14 protein-coding genes are annotated in these 15,001 nt (G+C 60.3%); 7 read left to right on the top strand and 7 right to left on the bottom strand.

The annotated features are described in order from the left end of the window. Positions 1 to 4: 4 nt before the first annotated feature. From POF45_RS14795 to POF45_RS14785, 3 genes are all read left to right on the top strand, one after another. Positions 5 to 1,915: an ATP-binding cassette domain-containing protein gene (locus POF45_RS14795; protein WP_282315963.1), complete on the top strand. Its 1,911-nt coding sequence runs from the start codon at positions 5 to 7 to the stop codon at positions 1,913 to 1,915. Next, positions 1,915 to 2,496, top strand: a complete 582-nt coding sequence (locus POF45_RS14790) for a mechanosensitive ion channel family protein (protein ID WP_259497453.1) — start codon at positions 1,915 to 1,917, stop codon at positions 2,494 to 2,496. Before POF45_RS14795 ends, POF45_RS14790 begins: the two co-directional genes overlap by 1 nt. A 359-nt stretch (positions 2,497 to 2,855) precedes the next feature. Further along, positions 2,856 to 3,488: a LysE family transporter gene (locus POF45_RS14785; protein WP_259497451.1), complete on the top strand. Its 633-nt coding sequence runs from the start codon at positions 2,856 to 2,858 to the stop codon at positions 3,486 to 3,488. A gap of 160 nt (positions 3,489 to 3,648) precedes the next feature. Here the strand turns inward: POF45_RS14785 and POF45_RS14780 are convergent, their stop codons facing one another. From POF45_RS14780 to POF45_RS14760, 5 genes are all read right to left on the bottom strand, one after another. After that, positions 3,649 to 4,395 (bottom strand): penicillin-binding protein activator LpoB, encoded by a 747-nt coding sequence (locus POF45_RS14780; protein ID WP_259497449.1) that lies wholly within the window; start codon positions 4,393 to 4,395, stop codon positions 3,649 to 3,651. Positions 4,396 to 4,398: 3 nt separating this feature from the next. Then, entirely contained in the window at positions 4,399 to 4,989 is a 591-nt protein-coding gene (gene lpoB, locus POF45_RS14775; protein WP_259497448.1) for a penicillin-binding protein activator LpoB, read from the bottom strand. 39 nt (positions 4,990 to 5,028) lie between these two features. Further along, complete coding sequence (locus POF45_RS14770) at positions 5,029 to 5,400, bottom strand: YcfL family putative periplasmic lipoprotein (RefSeq protein ID WP_259497447.1); 372 nt, start codon at positions 5,398 to 5,400, stop codon at positions 5,029 to 5,031. 15 nt (positions 5,401 to 5,415) lie between these two features. Continuing rightward, a complete protein-coding gene (locus POF45_RS14765) occupies positions 5,416 to 6,813 on the bottom strand; it encodes a COG3014 family protein (RefSeq protein ID WP_259497446.1) in 1,398 nt (465 codons plus the stop codon). A 206-nt stretch (positions 6,814 to 7,019) separates the two neighbouring features. Beyond that, positions 7,020 to 8,420, bottom strand: coding sequence for a COG3014 family protein (locus POF45_RS14760; protein WP_282315961.1), 1,401 nt, complete (start codon positions 8,418 to 8,420; stop codon positions 7,020 to 7,022). Positions 8,421 to 8,571: 151 nt separating this feature from the next. On the opposite strand from POF45_RS14760, the gene POF45_RS14755 reads away from it, so the two are divergent. Together POF45_RS14755 and POF45_RS14750 are read left to right on the top strand one after the other, a co-directional pair. After that, complete coding sequence (locus POF45_RS14755; RefSeq protein WP_259497444.1) at positions 8,572 to 10,470, top strand: FTR1 family protein; 1,899 nt, start codon at positions 8,572 to 8,574, stop codon at positions 10,468 to 10,470. Between the two features lie 107 nt (positions 10,471 to 10,577). After that, positions 10,578 to 11,033, top strand: a complete 456-nt coding sequence (locus POF45_RS14750; protein WP_259497443.1) for a YaiI/YqxD family protein — start codon at positions 10,578 to 10,580, stop codon at positions 11,031 to 11,033. A gap of 117 nt (positions 11,034 to 11,150) precedes the next feature. Here POF45_RS14750 and elbB read toward each other — a convergent pair whose 3' ends face one another. After that, entirely contained in the window at positions 11,151 to 11,819 is a 669-nt protein-coding gene (gene elbB / locus POF45_RS14745; protein WP_259497441.1) for an isoprenoid biosynthesis glyoxalase ElbB, read from the bottom strand. Positions 11,820 to 11,934: 115 nt separating this feature from the next. Between elbB and POF45_RS14740 the strand changes: the two genes are divergently transcribed. Beyond that, the gene (locus POF45_RS14740) at positions 11,935 to 13,170 is read left to right on the top strand and encodes a sterol desaturase family protein (protein ID WP_259497431.1); all 1,236 of its coding nucleotides are present in this window, start codon (positions 11,935 to 11,937) and stop codon (positions 13,168 to 13,170) included. On the opposite strand, the gene POF45_RS14735 is transcribed toward POF45_RS14740, so the two are convergent. Next, positions 13,151 to 13,774 carry a DedA family protein gene (locus POF45_RS14735; RefSeq protein ID WP_259497429.1) on the bottom strand — a complete coding sequence of 208 codons (624 nt, stop codon included), beginning with the start codon at positions 13,772 to 13,774 and terminating at the stop codon, positions 13,151 to 13,153. The genes POF45_RS14740 and POF45_RS14735 overlap by 20 nt on opposite strands. A gap of 206 nt (positions 13,775 to 13,980) precedes the next feature. Between POF45_RS14735 and hemB the strand changes: the two genes are divergently transcribed. Continuing rightward, positions 13,981 to 14,994 (top strand): porphobilinogen synthase, encoded by a 1,014-nt coding sequence (gene hemB, locus POF45_RS14730; protein ID WP_259497428.1) that lies wholly within the window; start codon positions 13,981 to 13,983, stop codon positions 14,992 to 14,994. Positions 14,995 to 15,001: the final 7 nt, after the last annotated feature.

Here is a 15,001-nt window from a genome sequence, read left to right as displayed (position 1 = left end):
CATTATGATTCGACTTCAGAACCTGACTTTACAGCGTGGCCCGCAACGTCTGCTAGAAGACGCCGAGCTGACCCTGCACGCCGGCCACAAAGCCGGCCTCATCGGTGCCAACGGCGCCGGCAAATCGAGCCTGTTCGCCTTGCTTCTGGGTGAACTGCACCCGGACTCGGGTGACTGCTTCCTGCCGGCTGACTGGCGCATCGCCCACATGCGCCAGGAAATCGACACCCTCGATCGCCTCGCAGTCGACTACGTGCTCGATGGTGACCTGCGCCTGCGTGAGGTGCAACGTGACCTCGCCGCCGCCGAAGCGGCCCATGACGGTGCCGCTCAGGCCCGTCTGCATGCCGAACTCGACAGCGCCGACGGTTACACTGCCGATGCGCGGGCGCGCAAGTTGCTGGCCGGCCTGGGGTTCACCAATGAGCAGATGGATCGGCAAGTAGGAGATTTCTCCGGTGGCTGGCGGATGCGTCTGAATCTGGCGCAGGCATTGATGTGCCCCTCCGACCTGTTGCTGCTCGACGAACCGACCAACCACTTGGACCTCGACGCCATCATCTGGCTCGAGGACTGGCTCAAAAGCTACCCCGGCACCTTGTTGCTGATTTCCCACGACCGGGATTTCCTCGATGCCGTGGTCGATCACGTGGCCCATGTCGATCAGCGCAAGATCACCCTGTATCGCGGTGGTTATAGCGCTTTCGAACGCGCCCGCGCCGAACGTCTGGCCCAGCAGCAACAGGCCTACGAGAAGCAGCAGGTGCAACGGGCGCACATGGAAAGCTACATCGCCCGCTTCAAGGCGCAGGCGACCAAGGCCCGCCAGGCCCAGAGCCGGATCAAGGCCCTGGAGCGGATGGAAGAACTGTCTGCCGCTCACGTCGACTCGCCGTTCGACTTCGTCTTCCGTGAATCGACGAAAATCTCCAGCCCGCTGATCGATCTGTCCGATGTGCGTTTGGGCTATGGCGATAAAACCGTGCTGGAGAAGGTCAAGCTGCAACTGACTCCCGGCGCGCGGATCGGCTTGCTCGGCCCGAACGGTGCCGGTAAATCGACCCTGATCAAAAACCTCTGCGGTGAGCTGACACCCCTCTCTGGTCGCGTGACCCGTGGCGAGAACACCGTGGTCGGCTACTTCGCCCAGCATCAGCTGGATTCTCTCGACTCCAAGGCCAGCCCGTTGCTGCATTTGCAGCGTCTGGCGCCGACCGAGCGCGAGCAGACCCTGCGCGATTTTCTCGGCGGTTTCGACTTCCGTGGCGCGCGCATCGATGAGCCGGTGCTGAACTTCTCCGGTGGCGAGAAGGCCCGTCTGGCACTGGCGTTGATCGCCTGGGAGCGGCCTAACCTGTTGCTGCTCGACGAACCGACCAACCACCTGGACCTGGAAATGCGCCTGGCGCTGACCATGGCCTTGCAGGAATTCAGTGGCGCGGTATTGGTGGTCTCCCACGATCGTCATTTGCTCAAAAGCACCACTGACAATTTCTATCTGGTGGCGGACGGCAAGGTCGAGGAGTTCGACGGCGACCTCGAAGACTATGCCCGCTGGCTGGTGGAATACCGTCAGCGCAACGCGCCGGTCAGCAACACCCCGGTGAACCCGGACAAGACCGACAAGAAGGCCCAGCGCCAGGCAGCGGCGGCGTTGCGTCAGCAACTGGCACCGCACAAGCGTGAAGCCGACAAGCTCGAAGCCGAGTTGGGCAAGCTGCACGAGAAGCTGGCGAAAATCGATACCAGCCTCGGCGACAGCGATATCTACGAGCCGGCGCGCAAGAACGAACTGCGTGACCTGCTGGCTGAACAGGCCAGGTTGAAAGTGCGTGAAGCGGAACTGGAAGAAGCCTGGATGGAAGCGCTGGAACTGCTGGAAAGCATGCAGGCGGAGCTGGAGGCGCTGTCCTGATGGACGCCTTCAAATTGCCGTTGCCAGCGGTATGGGTCGAACCGATCTTGCTCGGCGTGCAAATCCTGCTGATCCTGCTGGCCGGTTACTTCGCCCAGCGCTTCGTTGCCAAGGGCCTGACCCGTCTGGGCGAGCGTTACCCGTTTCCGCCGCAGTTGCTGATGCCCCTGCGTGGTGGGTTGCGCTGGCTGATCATGGGCAGTGCACTGATCTTTGTGCTGGAGCGCCTGGGCGTTTCGGCGACGGTGTTGTGGACCGCGTTGTCCGGCTTCGTTGCCGTGGCAGCCGTGGCGTTCTTCGCCATGTGGAGCGTGCTGTCCAATCTGTTGTGCGCGATTCTGATCTTCACCGTCGGCCCGTTCCGCATCGGTGATGTGGTCGAGTTGGTGGACACCCTCGACAAGCCTGGCGTCAAAGGCCGGGTGGTGGCGATCAATCTGCTGTACACCACGCTGATCGAAGCCGAGGAAGCGGGCACCGGGAGCGCCATGGTGCAGGTGCCGAACAGCCTGTTCTTCCAGCGTTCGGTTCGGCGGTGGCGGGGGAGTGATGTGTTTCCTTCGAGCGGGTTTGAAAAGTAGGCCTTCTGCTGTCTGATCCACCGCTTTCGCGAGCGGGCTCGCTCCCACAGGTTATCTCGGTTGCTCACAGATTTTGTGTTCACCGACGATCCAATGTGGGAGCAACTGTCTTAGCCACACCATTCGTCAGCCACCATTGCCGTTGACTGACCCACCGCCTTCGCGGGCAAGCCCGCTCCCACAGTGATCTTGGGTGAACACAGCACTGGCGTTCGACAGCGATCCAATGTGGGAGCGGGCTTGCCCGCGAAGGGGCCTGCAGCCATAGGCAGTAACCCCCTCCGACAAAAAATCGATAGCCATCAGCCCCAAGCCGCATTAGCTTTGACGTCTGTCACGAGTCCGAGTCGAGGTGTGCAATGGTGCTACATACATGGCTGGCGTTTTTCGCCGCTTGCTGGGTAATCAGTCTGTCTCCTGGTGCTGGCGCCATTGCGTCGATGTCCAGCGGTCTGCGCTACGGTTTCTGGCGCGGTTACTGGAACGCCCTGGGCCTGCAACTGGGCCTGGCGTTGCAGATTGCGATTGTCGGTGCTGGTGTCGGCGCGGTCCTCACTGCCTCGGCCACGGCCTTCCATGTCATCAAGTGGTTTGGCGTGGGCTATCTGGTTTACCTCGCGATCAAGCAATGGCGTGCGCTGCCAACGGACATGAGCGATGACCCGGCGGTGCGGCCGATCGGCAAACCCCTGGCGCTGGTGTTCCGTGGTTTCCTGGTGAACATCAGTAACCCCAAGGCCCTGGTGTTCATGCTTGCGGTGTTGCCGCAGTTCATCAATCCGCATGCGCCGCTGCTGGCGCAGTACCTGATCATCGGTGTGACGATGGTGGTGGTCGACCTGATCGTCATGGCCGGCTACACCGGGCTTGCGTCCAAGGTGTTGCGCCTGTTGCGTACACCCAGGCAGCAGAAACGCATGAACCGCACCTTTGCCGGGCTGTTCATCGGCGCGGCGGCGTTCATGGCGACGTTGCGTAAAGCGGCGGAGTAAGGACGTCGGGCAAAAAAAAGGCGACCCTTGGGGTTGATGCCGGTCAGTCAAGGATTTGAACACCGTAAACCTTGTGGGAGCGAGCAGGCTCGCTCCCACAGGTTTTGTGTCTTGACTGATCGGCATTAAACCCAGGGGTCGCCTTTTTTCGTTTCAGGGATCAGCGCAAAATCACCGGCGCCGTATCCCGTGGCAGGTTGTTGCGCAGTGGCGCTTGCCCCGGCTGCTCATAGCCACCGCCACCACCGAGCTGTTGACGCAGTTGCGCGGCAACGTCTTCACCCAACGCCTTGGACACATCACGTACCACCCGTGGGCGGTTCAGCGAAATCTTGATGTCCCGGCCATTCACCAGTTTGGTGTCCTGACCTTCGCCCATCGCCGTGAAGGCCGAGGTGATTTCGAAGGTCTTGGTGTTGATCAGGCTGAAATCCGCCACCAGCGTCAAGGCCAGCACCGCCGAATAGCTGTCGGTGTTGGCCAGCTCGTTCATGTCGCGAGTGAAGTCGATGTCCGACACGGTGCCGAACAGCACGTAGTCGGCACCCTTGAAGCTGCCAGCCTTGATCCGCTTGATCACGTCATAGACGTCACCCTTGGACGACGCGGTGTAGGGCGTGCCCTGAATCAACTGGAACATGCCGGTGCGCAAAATCTCGCCCTTGATGTCGCCCGTGAATTTACGCAGCTCGCCTTGCTCGATGTAACTGCTGGTTGCTTCGATCTCGTTGTAGTTCGAAGAACCGCTGGCGCCGTAGTAACTCTGGTTGTAGTTGCTCTGTGCCGAAACGATGTGGATGTACTGCTCCACCCGTTCCTGATACGCCAGGTCCGCTACCGCGACTTTCGGGGCCGCTTGCACGCTGAACGCGCAAGCCAGGGCCATCATGCCAATCCATGCGCGCATTGCTTAACGCTCCGTGGTTTTGCGGATCTCTTTTTCGTCCATCCACTCGGCCAGACCGCTTTCAACGTCGATCAATTGCAGGCTGAATTTGTAGAAGACGTCTTTGTAATCGCTGCTGCGCTTGACGATCGAGCTGATCGAACCTTCAAGACGATACTTGGCGGCGATCATGTTGCCGGTCTTGGCCACGGTGGCTTTCTTGTACAGGCCGCTCTGGTTTTGCAGCTTGAGCTGGTCAACCTGGCTCTGCATGGCGGTGTTGTCGCTGGCGAAGCGGGCAGTGCCGCTCTTCATCAGCTGGGTCTTGATGCTGGTGGTGATTTCACGGGTATCGATGTACTCGCTGGTCTTGTTCTTCACGTCGTAGACCTGAACCACCGGGCGACCCTGCAGAACGCCGGACTGGGCCAGGGAGCGGGTCATGGACTCGGCGATCATCTGCAGGTCGGTGGAACCGAATTCGTTGGTCACGGTTTCCACGGCCTTGGTGTCACCGTAGCTGATGTTCTTGCTGCCCAGGGTCGGAGAGGTGTTGTTGGCGCAGCCGCTGGCCAGCAGGGCGATGACGGCGATGAACGAAAAGCGTGCAAACATGTGAGTGTTCTCTGGAAATGAGCGAATAGGGTGTCGGGCTTAAGGCGTCTTGATTTCGAGACGGAAGTCCACGGCTTTGGCGGTCGGAGCAATGGCTTGAACGAAGCTGGTCTGCGCGCCGTACATAGTCATGCTTTTCCAGACCTCTTCATCGGCCACCGGAAAGCCTTCCTGGCCAAGCCAGGCGAAGCGGTAGTACATGGTCTTGTTGTAGTAGCTGGTGTTGCTCAGCTGCACATTGACGGTCATGAAGCCGTTTTCACGGGCGACGCGCATGGCACCGACCACAATGTTCTTCTGCGCACCCATGGCCACGACTTTACTGGCGGCACTGCCGGGTTCCGGCGGTGGCGGGGAGGCGCAACCGGCCAGCAAGGCCAAGGCGATAACGGTGATGAGTTTGAAGCGCATGCAAAGACTCCGTTCTTAAGGTTGTTTGAGGCTGGCGACGGCAGTCGCATTGGCACTTGGCATCACGTGCGCGGCCAGGCCGCTGGCGAATACCTGATTGCCCACGGCCCGCAGGCTGATCACCTGATAACGCTGGTCGACAGTGACCTTGACCACTGAACCGCCCACGGCGCTTGGCAGCGTGACCTGGTGCTCGCCCTTCTTGAGGCGCAGACGCACCACCTGGGTGTTGTCCGGCAGGGTGCGCCACGTACGGGTATCGGCACCTTCAAGCACCGCTGAAGAAATACCCATCGCCAGACCCGCCAGCGGGTTGGTTTCGTTGATCTTCTTCTGTGCCACGCCTTTGGTGATTGCGCGTACGGTGGTGCGCAGGATGATGCCCGGCATGTCGTCACGCAGGGCGCGGCGGGACATGGCGGTGGTGCTGTTGAGCTGCGTCAGGTTCACCTGCCGACCGTCGACGCCGATCTGGGCGAATGGAGCGGTGGAGGTGTCAGGCTTGATGATCGGGAACGACAGCGGCGTGATGACCAGCTGATTGCTGATCGGCAACGGCAGCGGAATACGGATCGAATCCCGGGACGGTGCCAGGCCACTTTGCACGACGATCAGGATGTCGCTGTCCTCGTCCTTGCCGGCTGGCTTGTCGAGATTGACCAGCGCCTGCTCCAGCAATGGGGTGTTCGGACGCAGTTCGGCGGCCTGGCGATAGCCCGGCGCGGCGAGGTCTTTTTCACCCAGGGCCTCGTAGACGAAACCGGCCAGGTAATGGCTGAACGCGCTCTGGTAGCTGTTTTTCAGGCTGACCACGTCCGGTGCATCCAGGCTGGCGACCGGGTAACCCTGAAGGTCTTTGTACTGGGTCTTGACGCCTTCTTTCTCGGCTTGCTGTTCGCTCTTGAGGTATTCCTTGTCGCGCAGATCGGCGATCACGGCCTCGCGTTCATGGGTCTTCTTGATCGACATGCGTGCGCCGTCGAAGTCATTGACCGCCAGCAGGTTGAGCGCCATTTGCGTGGTCAGCATGACTTTTTCGTAGTCATAACCTTCGTAGCGACGGATCTTGTCGTTGACCACGAAGCTGCCGAACTGCGCCAGGTACTTGTCGGTGTCGAACTTGACCGAGTCTTCCCACTTGCCCACCACCTGATCGGCGTGGGTCCAGGCGTTCTGGCTGCCGGACAGATCGCCCTTGGCGCGCAGCAGCTCACCTTTCTCGAAGTAATAGAGCAGGTCTTTGTCTTCGCCGGTGTTGTTCTTTTCCAGCAGGGTCAGTGCGGCATCGACATTGCCGGCGGCCAGTTGCTGGTTGGTCTGTGCCAGTTCCGAGTCGTAGTTGCGAAAAGCCGAACAGCCGGAGAGCAAGGTGACCGCGCTGAGTGCGATCAAGGTGAGGGCGCGAGAGGCCATAGGGGGTACTTCTTCCCTGGGTTTAAGCAGCCGAGCGTGCTGGTCGGGCTGTTGGGACCATCGGCAGGGAGACTGGCGTCCTGCCAATTCCTCATAAAAAGAGGAGCTTAAATGCCGTCTCGCGATAACGAGGGCGCGGCATTATAGACAGGGATACTGGCTATGTAATGGCTTTTTAATTACATAAATTCACAACATGCCACTACTTATTTCAGATCAGACACCAAACGGTTTACCGGCGCAGAAGGCGATGCGAACGCCGTTCCGTTGCCGTAAATTCGCTCACCCAGCGCCCGGAGACCGATCACCTGATGGTTCTGGTCGATCCGGATCTTCAGCGGTGCGGCGCCCACGGCGTTCGGCAGGTTGAGCAGGTGTTCGCCTTTTTTCAGGCGCAACCGCGCTACCTCAGTGATGTTGGGCAAGGTGCGCCAGGTCCGGGTGTCCGCGTGCTCGAAGCCATCGTGCCGGGTCACATATGAGGCCTTGGCCGGATTACGGCGGTTGTCCTCACCTTGAACCGAGGCGGCCAGATAGGCCCGATAGGCCGTGCGCTGAATGATCCCCGGCATGTCATCGCGCAAGGTGCGCAACGACATGTCGGTGATGCTGTTGACGGGAATCAGCGCCTGCTTGCGTCCGTCAATGGTCATCTGGGTGAAGGCCGGGGTTGACGTGTCGGGCACCATCACCGGAAACGAAACGTTGGCGACGATCACCTGATTGTCCTCAAGCTTTACCGGATACGGCACGCGAACCGAACTGCGGGCCGGCGCCAGACCACTTTGCACGATGATCAACACATCGCTCTCATCGGCTTTGATCGTGGTTTTGTCGAGCTCGCGCAAGGCCTGCTGGAAAAAGGGCAGGTCGGGTCGCAGTTCGATGGCCTGGCGATAACCGGGCGCGGCGAGATCCCGTTCACCCAGTGCTTCATAGGTGAACCCGGCGAGGTAATGGCTGAATGCACTTTGATAGCCGTTCTTCAGCGCAATGACGGCGGGTGCTTCCAGCGTCATCACCGGGTAGCCCTGCAGATCCTTGTAGTGCACCTGCGCGCCCTGGGCTTTGGCCTGTTCTTCGAGCTGTTCGTATTGCTTCTCCCGTTGGCGGGCGATCAGCGCTTCACGTTCGTGGGTTTTCTTGATGTCAGCCCGCGCGCCATCGAAATCATTGACCGCCAGCTGGTTCAGGGCCATTTGCGTGGTCAGCATGACTTTTTCGTAATCGTAGCCATCGTAGCGGCGCAGCTTGTCGTTGATGATGCTGCCAAAGTGATTGCCCATCGCGGACAGGAGCTGGGTGCCGGTGGACTCGACCGTATCCTGGCGTTCAATCACCCTCTGCTCGGCGCTGCGCCAGGCCACCTGGCTCTGGGGCAGGGCGCCGTCGAGGTTCAACAGGGCGCCTTTTTCGAAGTAATAGAGCAGGTCCCGATCTTGCGCCGGATTGTGCAGTTCCAGTAATTGCAGGGCGCCCTGTGGGTTGCCCGCTTTCAACTGGTCGGTTGTTTGCGCCAGTTCCAGATCGTAGTTGCGATACGCCGCGCAACCGGACAGTTGCAGGACGAGACAAGCAAGCAGCGGCAAAAAGAGGCGTGGGGTCATGGACGTTGATTCTTCCCTGAACAAACCGGCGGATGGTGGCAATTGGCCGCTAACTGTACACGCCGTGATACAGGAAATGCCAACAAAGCTTGAGTGAAACTCATTGGAAGTGAACAATGTAATACTTCGTATTTTCCCTTGAGATTCATTCATGACTGCCTCCTCCCGTTTTCTGGCGTGGCTAGTGCTGCCGGTGATCGCGCTCTGTAGCTTCAACGCGCTCGCTGAAACCGCCGAAGGTGCGCCAAAAGCGCTGCATTTGATCGACTATATAGGCGCCGATTACCCGGCAACGGTCGAGGCGGGCAAAGTCATCGATGAGTCGGAGTACCGCGAGCAACAGGAGTTTCTCGGCGTTCTGCAGGGTTTGATCGCCGAGTTGCCGGCCAAACCGGAGCGAGCAGCACTGGAGCAAGGCGTCAGCAGTCTTCGATCCGCCATCGACGCACGCCAGGATGGCGCGGACGTTGCCCGCCAGGCGCGGCAACTGGGGGCTAAATTGGCAGTGGCCTATGAAGTCAGCCAGGCGCCGATCATCACCCCGGACCCGACTCGCGGCGCGCCGCTGTATGCCCAGCAGTGCTCGGTGTGCCACGGCGATGCAGGCGCGGGCGACGGCCCGGCGGGTGTTGGCATGACGCCGCCACCGGCCATTCTGCGCGATGCCGCGCGACTGGACCGTCTGAGCCTCTACGGGATCTACAACACACTGGGCCAGGGCGTCGAAGGCACTGACATGCCGTCCTTCGCCGATCAACTGGATGATCGTCAGCGTTGGGACCTTGCCACCTACATCGCCGGGTTCAGCGCCGATCCAGCCGCAGCGAAATCCGAAAAGACCTATAACATCGCTGACCTGGCCCGCCAGACACCTGCCGAAGTGCTGGCCGCCGAAGGCCCACAAGCTGCGGCGACTTTCCGTGCCCAGCGTGCGCAACCGCCGCAGGTCAAACGTGGCCCGGCGCAGTTGCTCGACTACACCGCCGCAACGCTGGACAAGAGTATCGCCGCCTACCGTGCCGGCGATCATGATCAGGCCTACGACCTGTCGGTGGCGGCTTATCTTGAAGGCTTCGAGCTGGTGGAAAGCTCGCTGGATAACGTCGACGCCAACGTGCGCAAGGACACTGAAAAGTCTCTGATGGCTTACCGTCAGTCGTTACAGGATGGTTTGCCGGTGGCTCAGGCGCAGGAGCGTCTGGACCTGGCCAAGGCCAAGCTGAAGGAGTCCGCCGGCCTGCTGGGCAATGATGGGTTGAGCTGGTCCTTGAGTTTCCTTTCCGGTTTGCTGATTCTGCTGCGCGAAGGCCTGGAAGCGATTCTGGTGCTGGCGGCGATTCTCGCCTTCCTGCGTAACACCGGCCAGCAATCGGCGGTGCGCAGCGTCAACATCGGCTGGGGCCTGGCGTTGTTGGCTGGCCTTGGGACTTGGGCGCTGGCCGCTTACGTGATCGATGTCAGCGGCGCCCAGCGTGAGCTGCTCGAAGGCTGCACCGCGCTGTTCGCCAGCGTGATGGTGCTGTGGCTCGGCGTGTGGATGCATGATCGACGTCACGCGGCAGCCTGGCAGGACTACATCAAGAGCAGCCTGGTGGGCGGTGGCGGGCGTTTCGGTTTTGCGATCCTGGCGTTCTTCTCGGTGTATCGCGAGTTGTTCGAGGTGGTCCTGTTTTACGAAACCCTGTGGCTGCAGGCCGGCCCCGCCGGGCACAACGCTGTGCTGGCAGGCGGCGCCACGGCGATGGTGTTGCTGATCGGTCTGGCCTGGGTGATTTTGCGCGGCTCGGCGAAACTGCCACTGGCGCTGTTCTTCGGTATCAATGCAGGGCTGCTGTGCGCGTTGTCGGTGGTGTTTGCCGGGCATGGCGTGAAGGCATTGCAGGAAGCCGGGATCTTCGGCACGCGACCGGTGCCGTTCTTTGATTTCGACTGGCTGGGGATTCATGCGGATGCGTATTCGTTGAGTGCGCAGGCGGTGGCGATTCTGGCGATTGTGGTGCTTTATAGCCGTAGCCGGATGGCCGAGAAGCGGCGGGTGGCGGTGTCTTAAAAAGCATTCGCTTCGCTCACATTCGCGAGCAGGCTCAATCCCACAGGATCGCGTATAACCTGTGGGAGCGAGCCTGCTCGCGAACGCTTTTGAAAGAGGTAAAAAACATGCGTGTCTGGATCGATGCCGACGCCTGCCCCCGGGCAGCCAAGGACCTGGTGGTGAAATTCGCCCTCAAGCGCCAGTTCGAAGTGGTGCTGGTGGCTGGGCAGCCGCAGATCAAGCCGGGCCTGGCGCTGGTAAAGCTGATCGTGGTGCCCAGCGGGCCGGATGCCGCCGACGATTATCTGGTGGAACACGCGGTGCCAGGCGAACTGGTGATTTGCAGTGATGTGCCACTGGCCGATCGGCTGGTGAAAAAGGGCGTGTCGGCGCTGGACCCTCGGGGCAAGGAGTTCGACGCGCAGAACATGGGCGACCGCCTGGCGGTGCGTAACCTGTTCACCGATCTGCGTGAGCAGGGCCAGATGAGCGGCGGGCCGGCACCGTTTGGCGAGCGGGAGAAACAGGCGTTTGCCAATGCGCTGGACCGGATTCTCACCCGGTTGACCCGCAAGGCCTGAGTCAGACGCTGAACCCTGTGGGAGCGAGCTTGCTCGCGATGAGGCCATATCATTCAACCGTTGTGTTGACTGTCAGACCGTTATCGCGAGCAAGCTCGCTCCCACAGTTGTTTTGTGTCAGGCGTCGTTCTCGTGAGTCAGCTCTAGCACGCGGTCCACCAGCTTGTTGATCCCCGAAGCCGCTTCACTGATTGACTGCGCCAGCATGTAAGCTGGCGTGCTCACCAACTTGCGCGCCTTGTCTTCAACAATGTCGCCCACTGCGCAATTGGTGTGGGTCGCGCCCATCTTGTTCATGGCCGCTGCGGTATCGGTATCGTTGCCGATGGTGCAGGTCACGCCCGGTCCGTAAATCTTCGCCGCCAGTGCCGGCGAAATGCAGATCAGCCCGACCGGCTTGCCCGCTTCGGCAAAGGCTTCAGTCAAGGCCAGGACGTCCGGTTGAACAGAACAACCTGCGCCTTCAACCGCGAAATTCGACAGATTTTTCGCCGCCCCGAACCCGCCCGGCACGATCAGCGCATCGAAGTCTTCAACGCTGGCCTCGCGCAAATCCTTGATGTTGCCTCGGGCAATGCGCGCCGACTCCACCAGCACGTTGCGCGACTCGGGCATTTCGTCGCCTGTCAGGTGATTGATCACATGCATCTGCGCGATATTGGGTGCAAAGCACTGCACCTCGGCGCCACGCTGGTCCAGGCGCAGCAGGGTGATCACACTTTCGTGGATCTCGGCGCCGTCGTACACGCCACAGCCGGAAAGGATCACTGCAATTTTTTTGCTCATGGGCTTTTCTCCAGATTCATGGCGTTAAATGTCCACTAATTTGTCATTCGTTGCCATAGGGTTAATTCGCGGCTACACCTAGGATCTGTCATCACAATTGTGTTCAGGGCGCGTCATGAACTTCATTCTGTATGCGGTGCCGTTCTTCTTTGTATTGATCGCCATTGAGCTGCTGGCCGACCGTTGGCGCGGGGTCAGCAATTATCGCGTGGCCGATGCGATCAACAGCATGAGCACCGGCATCCTGTCGACGACCACGGGCCTGTTGACCAAAGGTGTGGGGCTGGTCACTTACGCCTTCGCCCTCGAACACCTGGCCGTGATCCGGCTGTCTGCCGACAGTGTCTGGGTCTGGGTGTTTGCCTTTGTCCTCTACGACTTCTGCTACTACTGGCTGCACCGCCTGGGGCACGAGCGCAATATCCTGTGGGCCGCGCACTCGGTGCATCACCAGAGCGAGGACTACAACCTGTCCACGGCCCTGCGCCAGACCAGCACCGGGTTTCTGCTCAGCTGGATCTTCTACCTGCCGATGGCGGTTCTCGGCGTGCCGCTGCTGGTGTTCATCAGCGTGGCGGCGCTTAACCTGCTGTATCAATTCTGGGTGCACACCCGGCACATTCCCAAGCTCGGCTGGTTCGAATGGTTTTTCGTCACGCCGTCCAATCATCGGGCCCACCATGCTCAGAACGCTCTCTACATGGATCGCAACTACGGCGGCGTGTTCATTATTTGGGACCGCTTGTTTGGCTCGTTCCAGGAAGAAGACGACAACGAGCCAGTGATTTTTGGCGTGACGACGCCGTTGGCGAGCTGGAACCCGTTGTGGGCCAACCTGCAGTTCTACGCGCAGTTATGGGACGACGCGCGACGTGCGCAAAGTGTGTGGGACAAGCTGCGGATCTGGTTCATGCGCACCGGTTGGCGTCCGGCGGATGTCGCCGCCAAATACCCGATGAACAAGCCGGACCTGACTCAATTCCGTAAATTCGAAGTGCCGCTGGACGGCCGCCAGCAGCTGTATGTGGCGGTGCAGTTCTGCGCGTATATCGCGCTGGGCAGCTATTTGATGAATCTGGAGCAGAGCCTGCCGACAGCGGCCTTGGTGCTGGGCTGGAGTGCGGTGGCGCTGGGGTTGTTTACCTTGGGCGTGGCACTGGAGAATCGCCCGTGGGCGTTGAAGCTGGAACTATTGCGGCTGGTGTCGAACCTGCCGCTGGTGTGGCTGGCGCCGCTGGTCGGGCTGTGGCCGGCCAGCGCGGTGGGCTGGGTCGGCTTGCTCAGTTACAGCCTGCTCAGCGGGATCGGTCTCTATTGCTGCCGAAACCGTCTTACTCGACTGGCGTCTTAGTCTCGCGGACCCTGGCCAGTTCAGCCTGCTCGTCGGCGTAGATCTTCTTCGCCAGACGGGCATTCTTGAAGCGCCTGCGCAGCCACAGCACCAGGCCCAGCACCAGCAAGGCGCCGAGGACCCACAGCTCGTATTTCTTGACGCTGCCGAGCATGCCCTCCAGCACCGCACCGAAGTGATACGCCGCAGCGGCCAGGGCGCTGGCCCAGATGGCCGCGCCAATCCCGTTGAGCAGCAAATAGCGTCCCGGTGGATAGCCCGACAGGCCAATCGCCACCGGCATCACCGTGCGCAATCCATAGACAAAACGGAAGCTCAAGACCCAGATGTCCGGATGCTTGCGGATATGCTCCAGCGCCCGATCGCCCATCATTTGCCATCGCGGTTTGCGCGCCAGCAATTTACGGCCGTGCTTGCGTCCCAGGAAGTACCACAGCTGGTCGCCGGCATAACTGCCGAAGAACGCCACGACCACCACCAGGTTGATGTCCATGTATCCACGGAACGCGAGGAAGCCCGCGAGCACCAGGATGGTTTCGCCTTCGAAGAACGTGCCGAGGAAAAGGGCAAAGTAACCGAAGTCATGCAGAAATTGTTGGAGCATTGTCTGGGTGCTGGCGAAATGAACGCGCAGCCTAACCCTTCGGGCACATTGAGGAAAGTGTCCAAATGTGTCTCGACGTGAACAATTCCTACAAGGACAATGGAATGCGGCTACGTGTCACAGGGAGACACATAAGTGTCATACGTTAGTCATAATGGCCGCTTATAACTGTCACGCTCGCACGCCAGCGGGCTCAGGAGTCTGCCGTGAGCTTCACCCCTGCCAACCGTTTGTTCCCTGCAACCCGCCTGCGCCGCAACCGTCGTGATGATTTCTCGCGCCGACTGGTCCGTGAGAACGTGTTGACCGTCGACGACCTGATCCTGCCGGTGTTTGTGCTGGACGGCGAAAACCGTCGCGAAGCGGTGGCCTCGATGCCGGGCGTTGAACGCCTGACCATTGATCTGTTGGTTGAAGAAGCGGCCAAGTGGGTCGAGCTGGGCATTCCGGCGCTGGCACTGTTTCCGGTGACGCCACCGCAGCTCAAGTCGCTGGATGCCGCCGAAGCCTGGAACCCCGACGCTATCGCCCAGCGCGCCACCCGTGCCCTGCGTGCGCGCTTCCCGCAACTGGGGGTGATCACCGACGTTGCGCTGGACCCGTTCACCACCCACGGTCAGGACGGCATTCTCGACGAAGACGGTTATGTGCAGAACGACATCACTGTCGACGCTTTGGTCAAACAAGCGCTGTCCCATGCCGCAGCCGGCGCGCAGGTAGTCGCCCCGTCTGACATGATGGACGGTCGCATCCAGGCGATTCGCGAAGCCCTGGAGCTGGCCGGTCACGTCAATGTGCGAATCATGGCTTATTCTGCCAAGTACGCCAGTGCCTACTACGGCCCGTTCCGCGATGCGGTGGGTTCGGCCCTCAATCTGGGCAAGGCCGACAAGGCCTCTTATCAGATGGACCCGGCCAACAGCAACGAAGCCCTGCACGAAGTGGCGGCGGACTTGTCAGAAGGCGCAGATATGGTCATGGTCAAGCCAGGCATGCCGTATCTGGACATTCTTTGCCGGGTCAAAGAAGAATTCAAAGTGCCGACGTTTGTTTATCAAGTCAGCGGCGAATACGCCATGCACATGGCGGCGATCCAGAATGGCTGGTTGAGCGAAGGGGTTATCCTCGAATCCCTGACCGCTTTTAAACGTGCTGGCGCGGATGGCATCCTGACTTACTTTGCCGTGCGTGCCGCTCAATTGTTACGAGAGCAAAAATAGCCCTCCC

Source organism: Pseudomonas fungipugnans, from assembly GCF_029955235.1.
Classification (GTDB): Bacteria; Pseudomonadota; Gammaproteobacteria; order Pseudomonadales; family Pseudomonadaceae; genus Aquipseudomonas; species Aquipseudomonas fungipugnans.
This window is presented reverse-complemented; position numbering and strand designations above follow the sequence as displayed.

Bases quoted from the DNA above. Each gene is read 5' to 3' on its own strand.
- POF45_RS14795 (WP_282315963.1), top strand. From the start codon at position 5: ATGATTCGACTTCAGAACCTGACTTTACAGCGTGGCCCGCAACGTCTG.
- lpoB (WP_259497448.1), bottom strand. From the start codon at position 4,989: ATGTTTGCACGCTTTTCGTTCATCGCCGTCATCGCCCTGCTGGCCAGC.
- elbB (WP_259497441.1), bottom strand. From the start codon at position 11,819: ATGAGCAAAAAAATTGCAGTGATCCTTTCCGGCTGTGGCGTGTACGAC.
- POF45_RS14760 (WP_282315961.1), bottom strand. From the start codon at position 8,420: ATGACCCCACGCCTCTTTTTGCCGCTGCTTGCTTGTCTCGTCCTGCAA.
- POF45_RS14740 (WP_259497431.1), top strand. From the start codon at position 11,935: ATGAACTTCATTCTGTATGCGGTGCCGTTCTTCTTTGTATTGATCGCC.
- POF45_RS14755 (WP_259497444.1), top strand. From the start codon at position 8,572: ATGACTGCCTCCTCCCGTTTTCTGGCGTGGCTAGTGCTGCCGGTGATC.
- POF45_RS14785 (WP_259497451.1), top strand. From the start codon at position 2,856: ATGGTGCTACATACATGGCTGGCGTTTTTCGCCGCTTGCTGGGTAATC.
- POF45_RS14735 (WP_259497429.1), bottom strand. From the start codon at position 13,774: ATGCTCCAACAATTTCTGCATGACTTCGGTTACTTTGCCCTTTTCCTC.
- POF45_RS14750 (WP_259497443.1), top strand. From the start codon at position 10,578: ATGCGTGTCTGGATCGATGCCGACGCCTGCCCCCGGGCAGCCAAGGAC.
- POF45_RS14790 (WP_259497453.1), top strand. From the start codon at position 1,915: ATGGACGCCTTCAAATTGCCGTTGCCAGCGGTATGGGTCGAACCGATC.
- POF45_RS14765 (WP_259497446.1), bottom strand. From the start codon at position 6,813: ATGGCCTCTCGCGCCCTCACCTTGATCGCACTCAGCGCGGTCACCTTG.
- POF45_RS14770 (WP_259497447.1), bottom strand. From the start codon at position 5,400: ATGCGCTTCAAACTCATCACCGTTATCGCCTTGGCCTTGCTGGCCGGT.
- POF45_RS14780 (WP_259497449.1), bottom strand. From the start codon at position 4,395: ATGCGCGCATGGATTGGCATGATGGCCCTGGCTTGCGCGTTCAGCGTG.